The organism is Lactiplantibacillus brownii (assembly GCF_031085375.1).
In the GTDB taxonomy this organism is placed as follows: Bacteria; Bacillota; Bacilli; order Lactobacillales; family Lactobacillaceae; genus Lactiplantibacillus; species Lactiplantibacillus brownii.
Map to the genome: position 1 here is coordinate 277,766 of NZ_JAVCWF010000001.1, position 21,305 is coordinate 299,070.

Here is a 21,305-nt window from a genome sequence, read left to right on the forward strand (position 1 = left end):
GTACCTCCTTAGATGATAAACTACCTTGAGTATAGGCCAAAATTAGTTTAACGACACAAATTTGGCCCAAATAGTTCGTGATTTTGGACATTCGATGGTGAAAGCAGCTATTGCCTGAGTTTTCGGGGTATAATTAAAAGTGACTATTAGCAATTTAACGCTAATTGTAAACGGAAACAGAAATCAATGAGGGGGTTCAGCATGGATTTATGGAAAATTACCGCCACGCAACCAACGCGTGAGTTAGCATCCAAGTTGACGGTCAGCAATGGCTTGGTGGGGGTCAAGGATTTAACTGAAATACCACAATTACAGAATGGCCCACAAACAGATACAGTGGTCTATGTAAATGGTTTCTATGATTACGAACCAATTCAATATGGCGAAGCACAATTTGGCTTTCCCCAACGCAATCAGATGATGATCCCACTCCCAGCACCAACCCGGTTTGATCTGTGGCTCGACGATGTCCCCGTAGATTTAGAACAGGGTCAGTTGATTTCACAAAATTATACTTTATCAATGCAAACCGGACAGTTCACACACGACTTAGTCTGGGAAGAAACGGCAACTGGTCGCCAATTAGCCATTAAGTTGACTCGGTTGACTAGTTTAAAAACAGCCGCTTTGTTAACACAACAAGTCACGGTCAAAGCACTTAATTTCAAAACGGGACAGTTGCGAGTGATTTCCGGGTTGCATGCACAAGCAACGCAACAATCCGCAGACTTTGATCCACGGTTAGCCCACTATGATGTCGCCGAGATCCTTGCTAATCAACAAGTGACACAAGTGACGCCAACGGTGCGTGGCTTAACTTTCAAGGCGTTACAAAGTGACCAACAATTGAGTCTACTGACAAGCTATGATCAGCCTGGCGACTGGGTCACTGATGGCGATTGGACGGGTGAGTTTGCGTTAAACGCTGAGCCTATCTCAGTCACGAAAAAAGTTTGGTTTGAACTCGGAACGGCTGAAGACTCTGAGGAAGCTGAAACAGCTTTAGCAGCCGACTTTGACACAACCGTTGCCGCTCAAACGGCCGCATTGACAGACTTTTGGGCCACGAGTGATATCGAAATTACCGGTGATGATGATTCCCAGCTGGGTATTCGTTTTTCACAATTTGGCTTACTGCAAGCGGTTGGACTGCATCAAGGCGGTCGTGGAATTGCCGCCAAAGGATTAACTGGCAGCGGTTATAACGGTCATTATTTCTGGGATACGGAAATTTACGAAGCACCATTCTTCTATTGGAACCATCCGGAATTAGCCAAGCGACTGTTAATGGTTCGTTATCAACAAATGCCACATGCCAAGGCTTACGCGCAGTCGTTAGGTTTAGCGGGTGCTTTATTCCCATGGCGGACGATCAATGGTGAAGAATCCTCAGCTTATTTTCCAGCTAGCACGGCGGCTATTCATATTGACGCCGACATCGCTTATCTGGTCATCCGTTATTACCAAATTACGCATGATGCGACTTTTATGCGTGACTACGGTCAAGAATTATTAGTTGAGACGAGTCGCCTCTATCTGAGTTATGGTAATTTCGACGAGGACAAGGGATTCGTGCTCAATACAGTCACAGGACCGGATGAATATACCGCTTTGATCAATAATAATGCTTATACGAATTATATGGCGCAATTTGAGTTGCGGTATCTAACGGATCATTTCAGTCAAAAAGATATTGGTCGGTTTAAAGTTTCACAACGTGAATGGACCAGTTTCCAAAAAGCCGCGGATGAGATGTATTTTGAGACACGTGGTGACTTGATTGCACAAGATGACAGTTTTTTGTCGAAGAAACGCATTGACCTTGCCAGAATTCCTAAGGATCAGTTCCCACTATTGACACATTTCCATCCATTGGTGCTTTATCGGTTACAAGTCTTAAAACAAGCGGATTTATTGTTGGCAATGGTTTTATTGCCCGAACAATTTACTGATGCGCAAGTTCAGACAAATTATGATTATTATGAACCTATTACGACACATGATTCGTCATTGTCGCCAGCTATCTATGCCATTGCAGCGGCGCGACTTGGCAAACATGATGGCGCCATCAACTTTTTCAAACGAACAATTAATACCGATCTACAAAACACGCAAGGTAATACCGCGGATGGGCTACATTTGGCAGCCATGGGCGGTAGTTGGATTACATTTGCGTGGGGCATGATGGGATTGACGGTTGACGATGATACGGTGACGTTACGGCCGTATTTACCAACGGGTTGGACAACCTGTCGCTTCAAGTTACAGTATCGTGGCAACATCTACACGATTAAGGTGACGGCTACTGAGTTAGCGGTTACCGGCACAACTGGCGATGAAGTCACAATTGATCAGGATCAGCGGACGATCAGCATTCAAGCTAACGTTTAATGGAAACCCAGTAAGTGGTCTACTAGTATTGACTGGTAGCGACTTACTGGGTTTTAAATTGGTCTAATTGTTAAATATAAAACAATTTATGAATTATGTCGCCCATGACTAGCCTAAATCCGGTAAACTAGGGGTAAAGAAGCTGAAAATGGGGGCATTTGAAATGCGTAAATGGTGGGGCTGGTTAGTTGGAATGGGGATCTTGTTAGGTTGCAGTGGTGGTTATTGGTACTATCGGTTACATCAAACCATTATGACCGGCAATTTGCGTGCAACAACCTTCGCGCTGGTGTCCAGTGCTGAAAATTCAACTTTAGCGTATCAGAAACAATATCGCTATATTGCCGATATTGGCGATGGGCGCGGCTACACTGCGGGTATCATTGGCTTTACATCAGGTACTGGTGATCTTTTACAAGTGGTCAAACGCTATACGACGCTACAGCCCAATAACCAGTTGAAAAAGTATGTCCCAGCTCTAAAGCGCGTTGATGGTACCGCCAGCCATCGGGGATTAGGACCTAAATTTGTCAAGGCTTGGCATCATTCAGCTAAAGATGCCAAGTTGGTCCAAGCTCAAAATGACTTGTTAAACAAACAATATCTGAGACCAGCCATTAAAGCGGCGCAACAGGACGGTTTGTCACCACTTGGCCAATATATTTACTATGATGCACTAGTGGTCCATGGTCCGGGAAATGATGGCGATAGCTTTGGTGGCATTCGGCGTGCTGCCAAGCAACGGGCACGGACACCTGCACAAGGTGGCACGACTAAAGCTTATTTACGCACCTTTTTGACGGTTCGGGCGCGCGTGATGCGTGAAGAAAGTGCGCATCATGATTTGTCACGGTTGATTGCGCAATGGCAATTTGTTTGTGCCGACAAGGATCGACTACAGTTACCATTAACGTGGAAAATGTATGGTGATACGTACAATTTAACCCCGGCAAAGTTGATTAAACTGAAAGCTTCTTAGAAATTAGTCAAATTATTGACGCCAGCAGCGGGTTGGCGTCTTTTTTAATATTCTTAAATCGAATAATACTCAGTCTAAACATGAGTTGTTCAGCGAATGGATTGTCTTTAGAATGGAAACTGAGAGAGAAACGATGAAGCTTAAAATATGAAGTTGAAAAAGTGAGGGTCATGAAATGAAGCGAATTATTGTCGGGATTACTGGTGCTTCTGGCACAATTTATGCGGTTGATTTATTAGAAAAACTGCACGCTTTACCAGAAGTAGAAGTCCATTTGGTGATGAGTACCTGGGCCAAGAAAAATTTGGAATTGGAAACAACTTATACGCTCAAGCAACTGAAGGACTTAGCCGATTATACTTATGCGATCAATGACCAGGGGGCAACGATTGCGAGTGGTTCATTTTTAAATGATGGCATGGTGATTGTTCCCGCTAGTATGAAGACTGTGGCCGGCATTGCGTATGGTTTTGGTGATAATTTGATTTCACGGGCGGCGGATGTCACGATTAAGGAACAACGTAAATTGGTGATTGTGCCACGTGAAACGCCGTTAAGTGTGATCCATTTGGAGAATCTAACCAAATTAGCGAAATTAGGCGCTCAAATCATTCCCCCAATTCCAGCATTTTATAACCATCCGCAGACGATTCAAGATTTGGTGGCACATCAAACGATGAAAGTTTTGGATGCGTTCCAGATTCCAAATAAAAATGATCATCGTTGGGAGGGGGACTAGCATGGCGACTTTTACAACGACGCAAGCGGGTTACCAAATGACGGCCGTGTTACAAGTCATTGGCCGTGATTTACTGATTGTCGTTACGGGTGGGACTAATCCACATATTGGAGATGTGACCATGATAACGGCCACCACTGCGGCACAAACAGTCAAGTTTCCGAGTCATGATGGCCGATTTCATAAAGACAATTTTATTTCAGAACGGTTGGCCAAGTCCCTCAAACCTTATTTATCCGGCAGTTGCACGGTTACGGCCGGGATTCACGTCAATCAAATCACTAAAGCACAGATCGCGGCAGCGGCACCGATGACGATGGCATTGAGTCAGCAAATTATTGATTGGCTAAAAGCTAACCCCATTGAAGTGGCACAGCCTGAATATTATGGGCCCGATGACGCACCTAAATAACGCCAGAATTTAACCCACAAAATAAGCTTAGTCCTTGATTCCCATAACGGAACCAAAGACTAAGCTTATTTGTGACAACTGATTTTAGTTAACGGCATCCTTTTTAGCTTGTTCTACCAAGATATTATCAACGATATCTTGCAAACTAGTCTTAGCCAGCCGGGCTTCCGCGGCAGTTTGTGCATCCTGATAGTATTGCTGTAACACATTTTGAATGTTACCGCCGACAATGCAATCTGGATTGGTCTTTGGATCAACAGCAAATAACGCCTTGTCACCTTCGACCGCGTAAAAAACAGTCAACAATGAAATTTCACTCAGCGGTTTAGCAAGTGCTGGTTGTGCGGTACCGGGAGTCGTGGTGATCAGTCCAGCATGCCGCAACTTACCCATCAATCGGCGAACCACGACGGGACTAGTTTCGATACTACTTGCAATCAAATCACTGGTCAGTCGCGCGTTAGCGTAAATCTTAATGAACGCGAGTAAATGAATCGAATCACTAAAACGAGTGGAGACTCGCATGTCAATCACTTCCTGTAACTAGATTAATTACTGTGATTATAGCTGATTCAGATCATTAAAGCAATTATGTCTTACTGAATCAAATTTCATGTAACTTTTCAGCGATAATTATTGCTTATTATGAAAAAATCGGTTATCTTGATGATAATGAATTGAGCAGTTACTTCAAAAAGGAGCTAGTGACATGAGTGAAATTGAAACCATCCAGGCGTATTATGCCGCCTCGTTAGGTAAGGATGGTCAGATTACCAAGACCCAGCAAAAGATTTTAGCTGCGGCCTTGGCGTTGTTTGCCGAGAAGAGCTATGAAGAAGTCGGGACGCGAGAAATCGCGGATCGTGCCGGAGTGGCTGAGGGGACACTTTTCCATAATTTTGTTAATAAGAACGGGATTTTGGATGCCATTATGCAGCCAATTGTGAAAAATATTTTACCAACGATGCTGAACACTTTGGATCAAGCGGTTTTAGATGGTGATAGTCAAACTTTAGATGCGTTTATTGTTGCATTAGTCACGGATCGCGTGGCTTTTGCTGAACGAAATCAAGAATCGTTGGCAGTGATTTTGTCCCAATTTTTCAATAATGAGGCTGATCGAGCCGCGGTCATGGGAATGGTTTCACCAGTAATTTTGACCCAGGCCAACGAAGTGATGGATCGTCTGAAGGCGGCCGGCGAGTTAGTCGAGTGGCCCAATCGCATGATCTTACAATTGCTGTTTTCAACGTTGGGCGGTTATCTGGTTGAAAAAGTTTTATATCCAGAACTCAATCAGCTCACAACCGCTGCAACCGTGCGGTATCTCAGCGATTTCTTAGTAAATGGTTTGAGCCCACGTCGAATGCCCTTACATGTGGATTAAATCAGTTTTGTCTAAGGTTTAGGACTACCAAACAATAAAATAAAAACAGTTGACTATTATCTCATTGATGATATACTACCAAGTGGAATTGAAGCAAGCGCTCAATCAGCAAAAACGAGTGTTGGCTGTTGAGGATCACACAGTAGTCCACAACCTGAATTCTAAACCAATAGAAGAGAGGGTTTCATTATGAAACTAGCAAAAACGAAGGACCGTTCAGCGATGTTCGCCACTAAAGGGAGTACCGGCAGTGGTATTCATTCGACTGGGACCGATAGTAAAAGCTTGGACGAAGTGAATGGGAGTGTTCGCGTTCCAAAGAATGCCAGCTTTTGGCGCACATTAGTGGCATACACGGGACCGGGGGCTTTAGTCGCAGTCGGGTACATGGATCCAGGTAACTGGATTACATCGATTGCTGGGGGTTCACAGTATAAGTACGCGTTGCTATCCGTCATCTTACTTTCAAGTTTGATTGCGATGTTGTTACAAGCTATGGCAGCGCGGTTGGGGATTGTCACTGGGAAGGATTTAGCCCAATTGACCCGGGAACGGACGTCAAAACGTATGGGGATCTTTCTCTGGGTTATTACTGAATTAGCTATTATGGCGACCGATGTGGCCGAAATCATTGGTTCTGGGATCGCGTTGAAACTGTTATTCGGTTTCCCGTTGATTGTCGGCATCTTGATTACCACCGCCGATGTTTTGATCTTGTTATTATTGATGAAGTTAGGCTTCCGTAAAATTGAAGCCATTGTGGCAACCTTGGTTGCGGTGATCTTATTCGTCTTCTTGTATGAAGTCATTATTTCACAGCCAAACGTCCCTGAAATGTTAAAAGGTTACGTGCCAACGACCAAGATCGTTAGCAATCAATCTATGTTGTACTTAGCCTTAGGGATTGTTGGGGCGACTGTTATGCCACATAATCTCTATCTGGGATCATCTATTTCACAAACACGGGCTGTTGACCGGAGTGACGAAAAGGAAGTTGCGAAGGCCGTTAAATTTACGACGATCGACTCGAACATTCAATTGTCAGTCGCATTTGTCGTCAACAGTTTACTTTTGATTTTGGGCGCCGCCTTGTTCTTCGGGACGAAAGGTGATTTAGGTCGCTTCGTTGACCTGTACAACGCGCTTGGTGATAGCAAGATTGTTGGCTCGATTGCGAGTCCTGTCTTGAGTATGTTATTCGCCGTGGCACTGTTGTCATCTGGTCAAAGTTCGACCATTACTGGGACGTTATCTGGTCAAATTATCATGGAAGGGTTTATCCGCTTAAAGATGCCACTTTGGGCACAACGGTTATTAACGCGTTTGATTTCCGTCGCGCCAGTGTTAGCTTTCGCGATTTACTACCATGGAAATGAAGCAAAGATTGAAAGCCTCCTGACGTTCTCACAAGTCTTCTTGAGTATCGCGTTACCATTTGCGATGATTCCGTTAGTTAAGTTCACGAGTGATTCTAAACTGATGGGTAATTTTAAGAATCGACGTTGGGTTGAATGGACGGCTTGGGTCATTACCGCCATCCTAATCGTTTTAAATATTTATCTGATTCTACAAACCATTGGCTTAGTTTAGCCGTTGGATATCTCGAAATAAACAAGCAGGTACTGGAAGTCTTAAATCCGGTGCCTGCTTTTTCTGTTGCGTTTAAAAAGGTCAATTGTCAGGACTCAGGAAAGGTGTCGTAGCCGCTGCTAATCAGATTATTGTGTTGAAGATGATGGCGGACAGTGGCATATTAAAAGAAGACAAATTAAGGATGGCAAAATTCAATGGGATTAAGAAAGGCGTTTAAAAATGAGCAAAAAATTTCATCACGCTTTTGGTGTCTATGGTGTCATGACAGATGGGAAGAATTTAGTTGTTATTAAGAAAAATGGCGGACCTTATCTAAACCGTTTTGATTTGCCGGGTGGCAGTCTGGACGATGGTGAGCCTTTAGCGCATGCGATAAAGCGTGAGATCCAGGAAGAAACCCAAATTGAAGTAATCCAGGTGAAACAGCTCGGAACAACCAGTTTTAGATTTCCGTGGCAATATAAAAATTGGCAGTACAATCAGCATATTTGTGTTTTTTACAATATCGAAAAATTTTCAGGCCCTATTGCTGATAAAGTAGCCCAATTTACAGGACAAGACTCGCTCGGTGCTGTCTGGATCGAGTTATCAAAAACTTCCATTGAGAATTCTTCACCACTTGTTTTGAAGGCCAAAGAATATGTTGAAAGTGGTCTGGTTTTTGATGTTGAAGATCAATATTTCGAAACTTGGGACGTTTTAGAGGAGCCTGCTTTTTAAGTTGAAGGAGTAATTGTAATAAAATACGACCTCGTCCTAAAAAGGATAAGGTCGCAATGGTGAAGAATTCACCAAAAGTATGATTGCTCATACTACGGACTCAAGGTCCAATAAGATATTGCTATCTTATGCTGCTATTTTAACAGTTTTGCCAGGGCTTTAATAGTCTGGGTCAATAAGTTTCAATAATTATCAGGAATTTTAAAACGCGCTGAGGATTACGCCCCCAGCGCGTTTTTGTATTCCTAATATTTATAGCCGAAACGTGGAATAAAAGGCTTTGATGCAACCGAGCTACGAAAGTCAAACGATTGAAAATGCCAATCATTCGACTTTCTAGGCTATGCTCGGTAGCAAATTGCTTTTATCCCACTTTTTCGTCATTAACCAGCCGCTGCCAATGAGAAGGGGGTTGGCGCGAGTAGGTTGGCGAGGAGTGGCAGAATGCCAGTGTTCAGATCATATAGATTTGTAATCAGAGTTGATTGTGTCGGTGCTAGCGCCGCTGTTAATAGTTCAGCTTGCGAGACTGAAGTCTGACTTAACGGTAAGACGAGCGCTGGTGCTTTGGTGACCGTGGGTTGCGGGGCCAGGTCATGGACGAAATAAGCAAAGTCTGGTGCGGTGTTCAGTAGCAAAGTGAGGAGGCTTATTTTTTGTGGATCAACTTGTTTTGCGAGCCGTAGCGTTTGGCTGGTTGAATAGGCCATCGCGGCATAGCGTTTCGTCATCAATTCCGGTAAATCGCTGCTGGCTGGGGCTAACGTGACGGTTAAGCCTAGTTGCCAACTGGCGATTAGCAGGACCGGAATGGTGGCTGGATTGGTTGCGCTGATGAGGATGGCTTGACCGGGCCGGACAGCTTGTTGTTGTAAGCTTGTGCGGCACAGGGTCAAATCTTCGAGGAGATCAGCGCCGGTGTACCAGATTCCTTGTGTTGGACTTTGTAAGATCGGTTGTTGGTAGCTTTTTCGTAGTTGGGTTTCAAGCTTTTCAGTTAACACAGACATCTGAGCACCCTCCTTTCCGTGTGTTCAGTTAGATTATTTGGTCGGTTGGTACTTTAGTTTGTCTAAGTTTTGGCTGCTGGCGTCGATCGTCTCTAAGACTTGTGTTTGAGTCCCTTTGGCGACTAGTTTAGTGGCATGTGGCGTTAAATCGTCGGCTGGTTTCGGTTTGGCAGTCCGCGTGGCTAGGTTCGTGCCATGATTGACACGACGGACTAAAGTGGTTGAGGCCTGAGTGGTCGTTGTGGTCGTGGTATCGGCCATGGCCGTCCCAGTCGTGGCGAATAAAGTTCCGGCAGCCATAATGGTAATCGTTAATTTCTTTAAAGTGTTTTTCATGATAATTGAACCCCTTTTGGTTGGTTGATTTTTTTAGGTTAAGCGACTGGGATGAGCCAGTCGTTCGAAAGCAGTTGATGGAATTTACGGCCAAGTGGCACCCATAATTCGGACTGGCAAATGTTACGGGCCGTTTCCCAAAACAGCGGGTCGTTGAGTTGATCATCGCTTAATTTAACTTTGATGTACTCGCCTTGTTCCGTTTTCGCAATGACCAGCGGGTAAAAGACTTTCACCAAATGGACTGCGGTAATATTTTTAATTTTAGGATCGGTATCTAATAACATATTTCCAGCTCCTTAGTTGCTTGCTTGACTTGAATGACTTTAGTTTACCGGCAAATAGGGGTCGCAACTATCGACTTTTCGTAAATCTAATCTAAGAATTTCTTATAAATCGACTTAGAATCGGGACAAAGCGCCAGCTAGCGCTGATTATGAACTTAAAAATAAGTTAAATCAGCTTTAATTTAAGCGTTAAAATCGTCAAAAATAAGCAAAATTGTTTACAATGGAAGGTAAAGTAAATCGAGGGGGGACCCAGGATGACCGAACGTTATTTACCACCATTAAAAACAGGTTTGACCGCAGCCGAGGTCCAAAAACGGATTGCAGCTGGACAGCATAATGAACCACTACCACCATTGACGCGCAGTGTGCAACAGATTTTTCGCGATAACCTGTTGACGTTATTTAACTTAATCAATGTGTTATTAGGTGGTTTAGTTTTTATGACGGGGAGTTATAAAAACCTGCTATTTTTATGCGTTGTGATTGTGAATACGGCCATCGGGATCTTTCAAGAAATTCGAGCGAAGCGGCAAGTCGATAAGCTATCGATCCTATCTGCGGCGAAGTTGACGGTTCGACGAGATGGGCAAGCATTACTGGTCGATCAAGCTGACTTGGTACAAGATGACTTGATCAGTGTGACTCGTGGGGACCAGTTACCAGTCGATGCGGTTGTCCGCGAAACGACTGGACTAGAGGTCGATGAATCACAAATTACCGGGGAATCGGAGCCGATTATTAAAGGCCCCGGTGAGGCTTTAATCTCAGGTAGTGTCTTATTAGGTGGGCACGGCATCGTGCAAGCCACAGTAGTCGGCCATGGTAGTTATATCAAACAATTGGCTCGCTCGGCGAAAACTAATCGACGGAAACCAAGCCGTTTATTAACGATTATCAATCGAATTATTAAAATATTGACGGTGACGATTATTCCGCTCGGGACGGCGTTGTTCATCTCGACCTTGATGCGGGGTTCAGGTCAGAATCGGGCGATTTTAGGCACGGTGGCGGCGATGGTCGGTATGATTCCCGAAGGCTTGGTGCTGCTGACATCCGTCGCTTTAGCGGCCGGTGCCTTCACACTGGGCCGTCATCAAGTGTTGGTCCGTGAATTACCCGCGATTGAGGCATTAGCGCGCGTTGACATTCTGTGCTTGGATAAAACGGGGACCATCACCAGTGGTAATTTGAAATTTGAACGCATTGAACCGTGGGCCGATATTTCAGCTGGAACGGTTCAAACCACGCTGGCGAAGCTAGTCAGTGCGATTAATGACGATAACGAAACGGCGCAAGCCATTCAGGCGGGGCTAGGTAAACCAAATGTGACCCCGGATGAAGTGATGCCATTTTCATCCGGTCGTAAATGGAGTGGGGCGAGCTTTGACGGCCAAGCCTATGTTTTAGGTGCGCCAGAGTTTATCTTCCGAGAAGTCTCACCAGCGTTGAAGCAGCGGATTCACCAATTGGCACAGCAAGGTTTCCGGCTCTTAGTTTTGGCAAAGGTGGCCCAGTTGACGACGCCCAAGCCCACTGAGCCCGAAGCCTTGGGGTTGGTTTTGATTACCGATGAATTACGGCCACATGCGCGCGACACGTTTGGTTTCTTTGAAAAACAAGATGTGGCGCTAAAAGTTATCTCTGGCGATAATCCCGTCACGGTCGCCAGTATCGCCCAGCGCGCTGGTATCGCGGGGGCCGACCGGTTGATTGATATGAGTCAAGTTGGCACGGAACCGGACTATGATCATTTAGTCGCAACTTATAATGTTTTCGGACGTGTAACACCGCAACAAAAAGCCGGTCTGATCAAGGCTTACCAGACGGCTGGCCATACGGTTGCCATGACTGGTGATGGTGTGAACGATTTATTAGCGATGCGGCAATCGGATTGCAGTGTGGCGATGGCGAGTGGGAGTGAAGCCACGAAGAGTTTGGCTGATTTCGTCTTGTTGGATTCTAATTTTGATGCGATGATCCAAGTTTTAAATGAGGGTCGACGGGTCATCAATAATATTGAACGAGTGGCGGCATTGTATCTGATCAAAACGATGTATTCAGTCGCATTGACGGTGATTTTCATCTTTATGCGCCACAGTTATCCTTTTGAACCGATTCAGTTAACGCCAATTTCATCGTTAATGGTTGGGATTCCGACTTTCTTCTTAGCCTTACAACCGGATTACACACGAATCACAAGTCGGTTTATGAAACAGGTTATGGAGATAGCAGTTCCCGCAGCCATTGCGGTAGTCGGTTATATTATGGTAATTGATTTGTTGGGCGCAGAGTTTAATTTGAACTTTGCCACGACCTCGACGTTGAACGTGTTATTGACCGGTATTATCAGTTTAAATGCGCTACTCATTGCGGCGCGACCGCTGAATCGGTTCAAAATTGGACTCGTCGTGTTAATGGCGACCTTGTTCGCGATGGCGTTCCTATTCGCCGGTCGAATTTTCTCGCTGGTCAATTTACTTGATTGGCATTTAGCTTTGATTTATCTACCTTTGATGTTGAGTGCCTACCCGGTTTTTATCCTGTTACAAAATGGTCTGGGCCGGCGCGTATTGAGTAAGATTCGTTGGAAATGAGTCATCATCACAAAAATAACCGGATTCAAGGTTAGCCTAGTGGGCCAAACTCGAATCCGGTTATTTTTGTGGTTCTTTATTTTGACCAAATCAAAGTAAAAATACTTCCTTGTGGCTGGTTATCAGTGACTTCAATTTTGGCATGATTCAGCGTGACTAATTGTTGCACAATCGCTAAACCGAGGCCGCTACCTTCGACTTCTTGTGAGCGCGATTGATCCACACGGTAAAACCGTTGGAAAATAGCCGTCTTTTGGTCATCTGGAATCCCTTCACCACAGTCGGCGACCGCTAAGCGAATGGTGTTATCGGTGGCGTGGAGGCTTAGCGTAATGGGTTGGTCAGCCGGTGAATACTTATGAGCGTTATCCAGCAAGGCAACGACGATTTGTTGTAGCATCTCGGGATTACCAGTGACGTGGATATCGGGGTCAATCGCCAATTTTAAGGGTTGTGAGAGGGAAGGCTGATAGTGTTCTCCCAGTTGTAACAATAAAAAGGATAAATTTTGATCTGTCAGCGTCAATTTAGCGCGATCCGCGCGTGATAAATGCAGCAAGTTTTCAATCAAATGTTGCATGCGTAGTGATTCTTCATCAATGAAATTTAATGATTCGGGAATCACTTCTGGATGGGCTTCACCACGGCGACGAATGAGACTTAGGTTACCACGGATCGCTGCGATGGGGGTTCGAAGTTCATGCGAGGCATCTGAGATAAATTGGCGCTCATGCTGTAAGCGGTCATTTTGGGCGACTAACAGTTCGTTAAACGCTTGTCCAAGATCATTAACTTCGCGTGGGCTAGTCGGCACAGTCAACGTGGGCTGGTCGGCGTCAGGATTATTTGACGTGTATTGCGTCTCGTGTAACAGACTAATTGTGGGGGCACTTAAACGCGCGGCTAACCGATGAGCCCACCAAGTGCCAGCGGCTAAGGTCAGCAAGGTGACCACAATGATTAGCGCAATCAGCACGAATAAACTATTCATTAAACGCCGCATACTAACCCATAGCTGATAGGTGTTATGACCATCTTTTTGCGTATACGAAAGAAAGAAGCCGAAGCCGCGAACGTGGACTAACGCCCCGAACCAATGTGTTTGGTGACGTGCAAAGAAAGCCTTGGAAGAGGGTGAGGTTAAAATGGTCTGCTTAGTTTTGGTGGCGGTCGTCAAAGTGGCCTTTTTAGTTGTCACACGAATAAATGCCGGTTGTTTGGTATTGCGCGTGGTGGTATTGTTCCATTGAATAAAGCTGGGCACATCTTTAATATTAGCTTGATGCAAGCTACTCATTAATTCGCGGGCTTCGCGTGACGTGTTGACAGTTTGTTGTGTCCCAACCATCACCAAAATAACGGCGCTGATCGTCAAAGTAATCGTCAAAACGAGTCGTTTGATGGCTTTGTTAATTAACTGTTCATACGTTGGAATCGTGTTATTCTGCCGCATGCGTAATCGACTCCCTTAATTTATAGCCTACGCCGCGAACGGTCTTGATTAGTGGGCCCGCGTTTGCGGTGGCTAACTTATTGCGCAGATAGCCGACATAAACATCGACCACATTTTGTTGACCAAGAAAGTCAGCGCCCCAGACTTGATCAAGCAAGTCGTCACGTGTGAAGACTTCGTCGGGATGCGCTAAGAAGAACAGCAAGAGATCATATTCGCGATGGGTGAGTTGCACCTCAGCGCCATTGTTGGTGACGCGATGTGCTTTCGTATCTAAGACAATGGTGTCTAGTTGATAAACTTGATTGGGTTCCAGCTGGTTTTCAGCCCGCCGCTGGATCACGCGGATGCGGGCGAGCAGTTCTTCTATTTCAAACGGTTTGGTAATGTAATCATCGGCACCGTTATCTAGGCCAGCGACTTTATCACCGATATAATCACGTGCCGTCATGATAATAACCGGGACTTGATCATGTTTACGAATCCGTCGCAGGACTTCCATACCGTCTAATTTTGGTAACATCCAGTCGAGCAAAATTAACAGGAGATCATTCTGATGCGCGGTATATGCTGTCATGGCGGCTAAACCGTCATTGGCGACAACCACGTCGAAATCTTCGAATTGGAGTTCTTTGGTGAGGTAACCGGAGAGACTCAACTCATCCTCAACAATCAGAATTGTTTTTTTCATAACGGCAAAGGTCCTTCCTATATAACAAGATTTATTCTCATTATAGCTAATAGTTGTGAAAGGTTCGCGAAAAATCGACTTATTTTTACAAATTTACATGGTAAATGTAAGCGCCTCAGTAAGATATGGTAAACTTGGAATAACAAATTCGAGAAAGTAGGGATGAACATGGGACTCTTTAATGACGCCATGCAGGCGATGTATCACAGTGGTCATTATGGTTATTCGATTGAAGTTAAAAAAACGGCGGCTAAGGTTGATCCTAAAGATGTACCTGCGATTGTTGCGCTAGGAAATTTGAATCGGACGCCCAATTATCGGACTTGGCACATTGATTCACCATTTAAAACGAAAGAATTCACGGAAAAATTCACCTTGGCATTAGCCGATTGTGAGCTTGAAATGACTGATTTAACGATCAAGCCAGAAATCGATGGTCGCTGGGGCGATCGTTAACTGGAATTTGTTCCTACAAGTTGGGGTTGTAGTCATCAATTAACAATTAGACCAATTTGAAAGTTTAGAGGTGTGATGCGATGTTTTCATATGACCAAGTGCAACAACTCAACCGCTTAGAAATTGAGATTTATAAGTATATTATGGGACATCCCGCTGAAGTTAGTACGATGACGATTCGCCAATTAGCGAGTCAGAGCCACGTTTCGGCTACGACAATTTTGCGATTCTTGAAACGGATGGGTTATGACGGCTATGCCGAATTTAAATTCACGCTGAAAGAACAACTCCGTAAAGACGCGGCTCAGCCGGTGTCACAGACGGTGATCCCGATGCGGACTTTCTTTGATCGGATGGACGTTCCCACGGTCACGGCTAAGATCAGTGCGGCGACTGCGCTGATCCACCAAGCTAAAACGGTGGTCCTAATTGGGGCCGGAACGAGCAAAGGGTTAGCCGGTTATGGCACCCATTTATTAGCCAACTTTGGGGTTTACGCGTTACAAGTGACGGAAACGGCGCAACCCTTACCAGTTACCGCAGTAGATTTATCGGACACCGTGCTTTTGCTACTATCGGTTTCTGGTGAATCAGAAGATGTCATCCAACAAGGCATCTTTTATCAGCAAAATGGGGCCAAACTCGTCGTGATTACGGCCAGTAGCCATTCGACGGCGGCTGGAATCGGTGACGTGGTCCTGACATATGATACGCCAGAAGTACAGGCTATCAGTGGTGGGAGTACACTGTCCCAATTACCAGTGGTTTACTTTTTGGAACAAATTACCATGGGTGTGCAAAAAGTGGATTAGACCGATTTGAGATATTTTACTGGAACAAAGTCCAAAAATGGAACACGTTCCTTTATAAGAAACACTACACAATGTTTTTTGAAAGGGTATACATTACCGCGATGATAGGTATAATAGAATTTGTAGAAAGCGTATTCAGCAACTGTGATGCTTGAAACATCCACAGCCACGAAACATGCTATTATTCATACAATTGCAATTGCCCGTAATAATCGGCCATTATTACAACGTGCAAGTGCGGTTGGTCTTGTGATATCCAGGACATTGGGTTTCAAGCAATGCGTTTTCAAATTATTCTAGGGGGTCAACGACATGAGCGAAAACAACAAATCAAGTTTCGTTAATGACCGACTCGTCCCATTATTTGGTAAGATTGCTGGTTCTCGTCACTTAATCGCATTACGTGATGGGATGACACTAGCCGTACCAATGATCATCATCGGGTCAGTCTTCATGATCATTGCTCAATTCCCAATCCAAGGTTATCAAAACTTTATGTTAAATACCTTTGGTAAGAACTGGGCAACCATTGTTCAATATCCAACCAACGCATCATTCCATGTCATGGGTTTAATCGCCGTTATTGGGATTTCTTATAATATGGCTAAGAGTTACAAAGTCGATCCAATTTCAGCATCGATTGTTTCTATGAGTGCTTGGCTGTTAACTATTCCGCTAAACACTGATAAAGCAGGGGCGCTTTGGGTACCCTTAACACAACTAGATTCGGCTGGTTTGTTTACTGCTCTTCTTATTGGTTTATTCATTACCGATCTTTATGTGTTCATGGTTCACCGCAATTGGACGATTAAGATGCCCGATAGTGTGCCACCGGCTGTCAGCAACTCATTTGCGGCCTTAGTTCCTGGTGCTATTATCTTAGTCTTGATCTGGGTTTTACGTTTACTCGTCGAAGCAACCCCAATGGGCAGTATTCCAAACGTGATTTCATTCGTTTTGGCAAAACCATTAGGCTTGTTGAGTAACACCTTACCAGGCGCTTTAGTTGCTGAATTCTTGATCTGTTTACTTTGGATCTTCGGGATTCATGGTGCCAACGTTGTTTCTGGCGTGATGTCACCAATCTGGTTATCTGCAATGTCACAAAACGCACATGCTGTTAGTGCTGGCAAAGCTATTCCTAACATCGTTACGTCACAATTCTTCGATAACTTCATCCACATGGGTGGTTCTGGTGCGACCCTTGGGTTAGCCTTCATGATTGCCTTTGTTTCACGGAGTGCTGAATTTAAGACTTTAGGTAAATTAATTATCGGACCTGCTATCTTTAACATTAACGAACCAATCGTCTTTGGTTTGCCAATCGTTATGAACTACCGGATGGCGATTCCATTCATCTTGGCCCCATTAACCAACGTTGTCACAACTTATGTTGCGATGTCTACTGGTTTGGTTGCTAAGACGATGGGTGTCATGGTTCCTTGGACCACGCCGCCAATTATCTCTGGTTATCTGGCAACTGGTCATGTTTCCGGTGCCGTTATGCAAATCGTTAACATCGTTCTTGATGGCGCGATTTACTACTTCTTCTTCAAGGCTTTGGATCGTGACAAAGTTAAAGAAGAAAAGACTTTTGCTGCTAAAGAAGCTGCTGCTGCAGCCCAAACTGCTAAAGCCTAAATTGAACTTTGAAAGGACTCGCTACGGCGGGTTCTTTTTTTGCGCAAAAATAAAAAGGAACCCAGCGATTGGCTTCCTCAAAAATTTTAAAATCAGTTTAGCGCGTGTGAAAACGCGGATGTAACATGGTTGGATGGCGATGGTCATTACCTTCATATTGAATCAACCAATAGTCGTTTTGTGGTAATGAATAGCGTGCAATGACGTGTGAAACGACATAGCGGATCGTATCAGCATTTTCGTCACTCCATAAGCGCCAAGTAGGTAACTTAGCGGAGTAAACGCGCTCCCAGTCGCCAATTTGACGTTCTTCGGCCGAAAGCGAGGCAAGAAGCTCAGAGTGGTTATTACCAGTCAGTTCAATTAAATAACAATATCTTTGCTCATGTGTTGATTCGGTCATAATCATGGCGACAACTCCTTTGACTGGGATTAGCTTGCGTGATTAGCAAGCCCATAAATTAATGTTCAAATATATAGTACAACCATTTGACTAATAAGCCTAGTGTTTTATAACAGTGTTATTAAAATGTAACAATTGACCTTGCAGTTTAACTTGCGAGAAGTTTTACTTGACCTGAAACGGGTTTCAGCACTTATCATAATCCTGTAAATTAAATGGAGCGGGGTGTGCGTCATGGAAACAGGAATTTTGAAGCAAGTTGACTTGCAAACGGCGATAGCTCAGTATTTTTATGTTGAGGCTGACCATCATGCTAACTGGATTAAGGTGTCTTCAACTCAACCGTTTAAACCGTTTGAGCTAACGTTACGGATGAGCGACTTACAAATTGAGCATGATTCTGCCGTGGCGGCCACTAAACATAAAAAGTATGAATTTAACGATAACACGGGTGGCCTGATTACGCTATTCGAAAATTGGCAACGGACGTTGATTGCTTAGAGTTCACTCAGGTGAGGCCGTCCGTTTTCATAGATTAGTACGTTTGTTATGAGGCAAACCTATAGACAAAGACCAACCGAAGCGAAAATTTTAGCAAGAACCTCAATCAACAACATCAAAAAACGCGAGCCAGCCTAGCAATTTGCTAAGTTGGCTCGCGTTTTCTTTAGTACGTGCCGTCTGTATAGGTAATGGTGTCTAAACCATTCGTATCGTAATTTTGATTATTCACGCCATCATAGGATGGATTAAGGGCATTGAGTTGTGTTTCAGTATTAGATAACTTTTCAGTTGATAATCCGAGCTGTGTTCGTAGCGCATCTGATGCCGCTTGGAGCTTCTGGGTGCTCAGAATTTGATAGGAACTCGTGTTGATCCAAGCACCAGTCCCAACGACTTGCGTGGATTTGATGTTTTTCACATTGGCGCGATCATGCGTCGCTAGTGAAATAATATCGTCGAAGCTGAGGTCAGTCTTTAAATTACCTTTGAGTGAACTCAGTAAGGCACTGTAATGGGTCGCGGAAGTTGTTTTGGTGAGCTTAGTGAGGACGGCTTTCATGACTTGTTGTTGTCGTAGCTGTCGCCCGTAGTCACCACGCGGATCTTGATAACGCATCCGCGTATAGCTCAGTGCTTGTTTCCCATTGAGATGATGTGTCCCTTTGGTCGTTGTGATGTGGTCAAAGGTCACGTCCATGTCGCTGGTAATTGTGACGCCACCAACCGCATTTACCATTTGTTTCAGGCCACCCATATTGATGGTCGCATAATAGTTGATTGGGACGTTGAATAGCTTGCTGACGCTGGCCTTGGCCATTTTAGAACCACCAATATTATAAGCGGCGTTTAACTTTTGAACGTTTGGCGTCTTGGTGCCCACCATCAGTGCTAAGGTATCGCGTGGAATACTTGTGATCACGGTTTTTTTCGTCTTAGGGTTAATGGTCACGATCATGATCGTGTCAGAATTACCCTTATCGATCCGACCGTCTGCCCCGGTGTCGACGCCGAGCAATAGAATACTGATCGGTTGATTGGCGTTAATGGCCTGATTGCTACTGGTACCAGTGTAAACGGATGATTGGTAACGGGCCTGTGCTTGTCGAATTATGACCCCCACGGTGATGATTGCGATGAGCGCGATGATGCCTCCTGCAATCAACCATGGTTTTGCTTTTGAATGATGTCCCATATGTCGCATAGTGCCCTCCTTTTGAAACTACAGTTGTTAGCATACCGTTTTCGCGGCTAACTGAAAAATACCTATTTTGAGTGTACTTAATTCAAAAAATAGATACCATCAAGGACACTTTGATAAGAAAGTGTGCAAATTTTGTCGGAAACAAATTAACCCCCAATTTTCAAAAGGTAGCTTATACTAATCATGCAATCAATTAAAAAGAAATGGGGTTATTAATGTGACAACGTTTAAAGCGTTTTCAGATGCGGATATTTTAACCGACTTAAAAGCCCAAGTACCGGCAACGCAGATTTTTACGGATACGGCAACTTTGACTAAGTACTCCTTTAGCAAAAATTTAACGGATGAGGATAGTGGCTTAGCACTAGCTTATGTTGAGGCACACTCAACCGCCGATATTCAAGGCACGTTAAAAGTGGCGTGTAAGTATCATTTACCAGTTGTGCCGCAATCACAGACGACGAGTACCGTGATTGGTTCGGACGGCATCGCTGGCGGATTGATCTTATCGACAGCTAAAATGAACCATATCCTAGAAATCAGTAAAGCAGATTCCTTAGCGGTCGTGGAACCCGGCGTGATTAATGGTGATCTGGATCAAGCAGCACGCAAACAAGGGATGTTCTACGCACCTGATCCTGGTTCCAAACCAATTTCTGGCATTGGTGGCAACGTCATGACGAATGCTGGTGGGATGAGTACCGTCAAATACGGTGCCACGAAAGATAACGTCTTAGGGTTAAAAGTGGTCTTAGCGGATGGTCGCGAGATCAAGCTCGGTGGTCGGACCTTGAAGCAAGCGTTCGGCTATGATCTCACCCAGTTAATGATCGGTTCTGAGGGGACGTTAGGAATTGTTACCGAAGTTATCGTCAAATTACTGCCGATTCCGTTAGGGACACCAGTGATGGGTGTGGCCTTTTTCGATAATATGACGGCTTTGGCTAAAGCCGTGGCAGCTATCCGAATTTCCGGCGTTTATCCAACCATGCTAGAAGCCTTGGACGGGCAGACGGTCGCAGCTTTGGATCGTTATGAAAAGACGCAGTACGCTGCTGACAGTGCCGCCATGTTGATTTTTAAACTGGATAATGGTGGTGACGCCAGCATGCAAGTGGTACAAAAGTTATTAGCTGAACAACAAGCCAGTAATGTGACGATTACGACCAAGCCAGCAGAACAAGCGCAATTGGAAAAGCTGCGGCGTGATATGTTACCCGCAGTCTTTGCTGGCCAGAATCATATTATGGAAGATATGGCGGTGCCGTTGTCACAGTTAGCGCCATTGATGGATTATATTCAAGACTTGGCACAACGCCTGAACGTTAAGATTTACACGGCTGGGCATGCGGGTGATGGTAATGTCCATCCAACCTTAGTTTGGCCGAAAGAGGCTAAAACAGTGCCAGAAAATATTATTGTGGCCTTACAAGAAATGTTCCATAAAACCTTGGCATTAGGCGGCACGATTTCTGGTGAACATGCGGTTGGAATGTTGAAGAATCAATGGAACAACGCGGAGTTAGGTGAAGATGTCGATGAGTTACAACATCAGATCAAAGGGTTATTTGATCCGATGGGGATTTTAAATCCTAAACGGAAAATTAACTAAGTTAGACTTTAATTGAAATCGTTGAGAAGTTCGCGCTGAGTGGTGCGGACTTTTTAATTTCCCTTAAACCAGTTCTAATTC

21 protein-coding genes are annotated in these 21,305 nt (G+C 44.6%); 13 read left to right on the forward strand and 8 right to left on the reverse strand.

What is annotated here, in order from left to right; translation table 11 throughout:
* The first annotated feature begins 201 nt into the window (after nt 1–201).
* The 4 genes from RA086_RS01125 (at nt 202) to lpdD (ending at nt 4,521) form a co-directional block, all read left to right on the forward strand.
* Entirely contained in the window at nt 202–2,391 is a 2,190-nt protein-coding gene (locus tag RA086_RS01125; protein ID WP_308702090.1) for a glycoside hydrolase family 65 protein, read from the forward strand.
* A 163-nt stretch (nt 2,392–2,554) separates the two neighbouring features.
* Complete coding sequence (locus tag RA086_RS01130; protein WP_308702091.1) at nt 2,555–3,370, forward strand: chitosanase; 816 nt, start codon at nt 2,555–2,557, stop codon at nt 3,368–3,370.
* 175 nt (nt 3,371–3,545) lie between these two features.
* Nucleotides 3,546–4,109: a UbiX family flavin prenyltransferase gene (locus RA086_RS01135; RefSeq protein WP_308702092.1), complete on the forward strand. Its 564-nt coding sequence runs from the start codon at nt 3,546–3,548 to the stop codon at nt 4,107–4,109.
* 1 nt (nt 4,110) lies between these two features.
* The gene (lpdD, locus tag RA086_RS01140) at nt 4,111–4,521 is read left to right on the forward strand and encodes a prenylated flavin chaperone LpdD (RefSeq protein WP_308702093.1); all 411 of its coding nucleotides are present in this window, start codon (nt 4,111–4,113) and stop codon (nt 4,519–4,521) included.
* 84 nt (nt 4,522–4,605) lie between these two features.
* On the opposite strand, the gene RA086_RS01145 is transcribed toward lpdD, so the two are convergent.
* Nucleotides 4,606–5,046, reverse strand: a complete 441-nt coding sequence (locus RA086_RS01145; RefSeq protein ID WP_308702094.1) for an Rrf2 family transcriptional regulator — start codon at nt 5,044–5,046, stop codon at nt 4,606–4,608.
* A gap of 184 nt (nt 5,047–5,230) precedes the next feature.
* Between RA086_RS01145 and RA086_RS01150 the strand changes: the two genes are divergently transcribed.
* From RA086_RS01150 to RA086_RS01160, 3 genes are all read left to right on the forward strand, one after another.
* Nucleotides 5,231–5,908 (forward strand): TetR/AcrR family transcriptional regulator, encoded by a 678-nt coding sequence (locus tag RA086_RS01150; RefSeq protein WP_308702095.1) that lies wholly within the window; start codon nt 5,231–5,233, stop codon nt 5,906–5,908.
* Between the two features lie 222 nt (nt 5,909–6,130).
* Entirely contained in the window at nt 6,131–7,498 is a 1,368-nt protein-coding gene (locus RA086_RS01155) for an Nramp family divalent metal transporter (protein WP_308704392.1), read from the forward strand.
* Nucleotides 7,499–7,720: 222 nt separating this feature from the next.
* The gene (locus RA086_RS01160) at nt 7,721–8,221 is read left to right on the forward strand and encodes an NUDIX hydrolase (protein WP_308702096.1); all 501 of its coding nucleotides are present in this window, start codon (nt 7,721–7,723) and stop codon (nt 8,219–8,221) included.
* 383 nt (nt 8,222–8,604) lie between these two features.
* Here the strand turns inward: RA086_RS01160 and RA086_RS01165 are convergent, their stop codons facing one another.
* Genes RA086_RS01165 through RA086_RS01175 form a run of 3 tightly spaced genes read right to left on the reverse strand, consistent with a single transcriptional unit; the run spans nt 8,605 to nt 9,854 of the window.
* On the reverse strand, nt 8,605–9,231 hold the full coding sequence (locus tag RA086_RS01165; protein ID WP_308702097.1) for a hypothetical protein: 627 nt from the start codon (nt 9,229–9,231) through the stop codon (nt 8,605–8,607).
* A 33-nt stretch (nt 9,232–9,264) separates the two neighbouring features.
* On the reverse strand, nt 9,265–9,567 hold the full coding sequence (locus RA086_RS01170; RefSeq protein WP_308702098.1) for a hypothetical protein: 303 nt from the start codon (nt 9,565–9,567) through the stop codon (nt 9,265–9,267).
* 38 nt (nt 9,568–9,605) lie between these two features.
* Nucleotides 9,606–9,854 carry a hypothetical protein gene (locus RA086_RS01175; RefSeq protein ID WP_137616962.1) on the reverse strand — a complete coding sequence of 83 codons (249 nt, stop codon included), beginning with the start codon at nt 9,852–9,854 and terminating at the stop codon, nt 9,606–9,608.
* Between the two features lie 257 nt (nt 9,855–10,111).
* Between RA086_RS01175 and RA086_RS01180 the strand changes: the two genes are divergently transcribed.
* Nucleotides 10,112–12,451, forward strand: coding sequence for a cation-translocating P-type ATPase (locus tag RA086_RS01180; protein WP_308702099.1), 2,340 nt, complete (start codon nt 10,112–10,114; stop codon nt 12,449–12,451).
* Nucleotides 12,452–12,527: 76 nt separating this feature from the next.
* Here the strand turns inward: RA086_RS01180 and RA086_RS01185 are convergent, their stop codons facing one another.
* Both RA086_RS01185 and RA086_RS01190 read right to left on the reverse strand, forming a co-directional pair.
* The gene (locus RA086_RS01185; protein WP_308702100.1) at nt 12,528–13,904 is read right to left on the reverse strand and encodes a sensor histidine kinase; all 1,377 of its coding nucleotides are present in this window, start codon (nt 13,902–13,904) and stop codon (nt 12,528–12,530) included.
* Nucleotides 13,891–14,595: a response regulator transcription factor gene (locus RA086_RS01190; protein ID WP_308702101.1), complete on the reverse strand. Its 705-nt coding sequence runs from the start codon at nt 14,593–14,595 to the stop codon at nt 13,891–13,893. The genes RA086_RS01185 and RA086_RS01190 overlap by 14 nt, the downstream gene beginning before the upstream one ends.
* Nucleotides 14,596–14,763: 168 nt before the next feature.
* On the opposite strand from RA086_RS01190, the gene RA086_RS01195 reads away from it, so the two are divergent.
* From RA086_RS01195 to celB, 3 genes are all read left to right on the forward strand, one after another.
* The gene (locus tag RA086_RS01195; RefSeq protein WP_308702102.1) at nt 14,764–15,051 is read left to right on the forward strand and encodes a hypothetical protein; all 288 of its coding nucleotides are present in this window, start codon (nt 14,764–14,766) and stop codon (nt 15,049–15,051) included.
* Nucleotides 15,052–15,131: 80 nt separating this feature from the next.
* On the forward strand, nt 15,132–15,863 hold the full coding sequence (locus RA086_RS01200) for a MurR/RpiR family transcriptional regulator (RefSeq protein WP_308702103.1): 732 nt from the start codon (nt 15,132–15,134) through the stop codon (nt 15,861–15,863).
* A 312-nt stretch (nt 15,864–16,175) separates the two neighbouring features.
* Nucleotides 16,176–17,504: a PTS cellobiose transporter subunit IIC gene (celB, locus tag RA086_RS01205; protein ID WP_308702104.1), complete on the forward strand. Its 1,329-nt coding sequence runs from the start codon at nt 16,176–16,178 to the stop codon at nt 17,502–17,504.
* Nucleotides 17,505–17,601: 97 nt separating this feature from the next.
* Here celB and RA086_RS01210 read toward each other — a convergent pair whose 3' ends face one another.
* Complete coding sequence (locus RA086_RS01210; protein WP_308702105.1) at nt 17,602–17,907, reverse strand: hypothetical protein; 306 nt, start codon at nt 17,905–17,907, stop codon at nt 17,602–17,604.
* A 234-nt stretch (nt 17,908–18,141) separates the two neighbouring features.
* Between RA086_RS01210 and RA086_RS01215 the strand changes: the two genes are divergently transcribed.
* The gene (locus RA086_RS01215; protein WP_308702106.1) at nt 18,142–18,408 is read left to right on the forward strand and encodes a hypothetical protein; all 267 of its coding nucleotides are present in this window, start codon (nt 18,142–18,144) and stop codon (nt 18,406–18,408) included.
* Nucleotides 18,409–18,574: 166 nt separating this feature from the next.
* On the opposite strand, the gene RA086_RS01220 is transcribed toward RA086_RS01215, so the two are convergent.
* Complete coding sequence (locus RA086_RS01220; RefSeq protein WP_308702107.1) at nt 18,575–19,612, reverse strand: LCP family protein; 1,038 nt, start codon at nt 19,610–19,612, stop codon at nt 18,575–18,577.
* A gap of 217 nt (nt 19,613–19,829) precedes the next feature.
* On the opposite strand from RA086_RS01220, the gene RA086_RS01225 reads away from it, so the two are divergent.
* Complete coding sequence (locus RA086_RS01225) at nt 19,830–21,224, forward strand: FAD-binding oxidoreductase (RefSeq protein ID WP_308702108.1); 1,395 nt, start codon at nt 19,830–19,832, stop codon at nt 21,222–21,224.
* The last annotated feature ends 81 nt before the right edge of the window (nt 21,225–21,305 follow it).

Excerpts from the sequence above, each read along its gene's own strand:
- RA086_RS01125 (WP_308702090.1), top strand. The coding sequence starts at position 202 with ATGGATTTATGGAAAATTACCGCCACGCAACCAACGCGTGAGTTAGCA.
- RA086_RS01130 (WP_308702091.1), top strand. The coding sequence starts at position 2,555 with ATGCGTAAATGGTGGGGCTGGTTAGTTGGAATGGGGATCTTGTTAGGT.
- RA086_RS01135 (WP_308702092.1), top strand. The coding sequence starts at position 3,546 with ATGAAGCGAATTATTGTCGGGATTACTGGTGCTTCTGGCACAATTTAT.
- lpdD (WP_308702093.1), top strand. The coding sequence starts at position 4,111 with ATGGCGACTTTTACAACGACGCAAGCGGGTTACCAAATGACGGCCGTG.
- RA086_RS01145 (WP_308702094.1), bottom strand. The coding sequence starts at position 5,046 with ATGCGAGTCTCCACTCGTTTTAGTGATTCGATTCATTTACTCGCGTTC.
- RA086_RS01150 (WP_308702095.1), top strand. The coding sequence starts at position 5,231 with ATGAGTGAAATTGAAACCATCCAGGCGTATTATGCCGCCTCGTTAGGT.
- RA086_RS01155 (WP_308704392.1), top strand. The coding sequence starts at position 6,131 with ATGTTCGCCACTAAAGGGAGTACCGGCAGTGGTATTCATTCGACTGGG.
- RA086_RS01160 (WP_308702096.1), top strand. The coding sequence starts at position 7,721 with ATGAGCAAAAAATTTCATCACGCTTTTGGTGTCTATGGTGTCATGACA.
- RA086_RS01165 (WP_308702097.1), bottom strand. The coding sequence starts at position 9,231 with ATGTCTGTGTTAACTGAAAAGCTTGAAACCCAACTACGAAAAAGCTAC.
- RA086_RS01170 (WP_308702098.1), bottom strand. The coding sequence starts at position 9,567 with ATGAAAAACACTTTAAAGAAATTAACGATTACCATTATGGCTGCCGGA.
- RA086_RS01175 (WP_137616962.1), bottom strand. The coding sequence starts at position 9,854 with ATGTTATTAGATACCGATCCTAAAATTAAAAATATTACCGCAGTCCAT.
- RA086_RS01180 (WP_308702099.1), top strand. The coding sequence starts at position 10,112 with ATGACCGAACGTTATTTACCACCATTAAAAACAGGTTTGACCGCAGCC.
- RA086_RS01185 (WP_308702100.1), bottom strand. The coding sequence starts at position 13,904 with ATGCGGCAGAATAACACGATTCCAACGTATGAACAGTTAATTAACAAA.
- RA086_RS01190 (WP_308702101.1), bottom strand. The coding sequence starts at position 14,595 with ATGAAAAAAACAATTCTGATTGTTGAGGATGAGTTGAGTCTCTCCGGT.
- RA086_RS01195 (WP_308702102.1), top strand. The coding sequence starts at position 14,764 with ATGGGACTCTTTAATGACGCCATGCAGGCGATGTATCACAGTGGTCAT.
- RA086_RS01200 (WP_308702103.1), top strand. The coding sequence starts at position 15,132 with ATGTTTTCATATGACCAAGTGCAACAACTCAACCGCTTAGAAATTGAG.
- celB (WP_308702104.1), top strand. The coding sequence starts at position 16,176 with ATGAGCGAAAACAACAAATCAAGTTTCGTTAATGACCGACTCGTCCCA.
- RA086_RS01210 (WP_308702105.1), bottom strand. The coding sequence starts at position 17,907 with ATGACCGAATCAACACATGAGCAAAGATATTGTTATTTAATTGAACTG.
- RA086_RS01215 (WP_308702106.1), top strand. The coding sequence starts at position 18,142 with ATGGAAACAGGAATTTTGAAGCAAGTTGACTTGCAAACGGCGATAGCT.
- RA086_RS01220 (WP_308702107.1), bottom strand. The coding sequence starts at position 19,612 with ATGCGACATATGGGACATCATTCAAAAGCAAAACCATGGTTGATTGCA.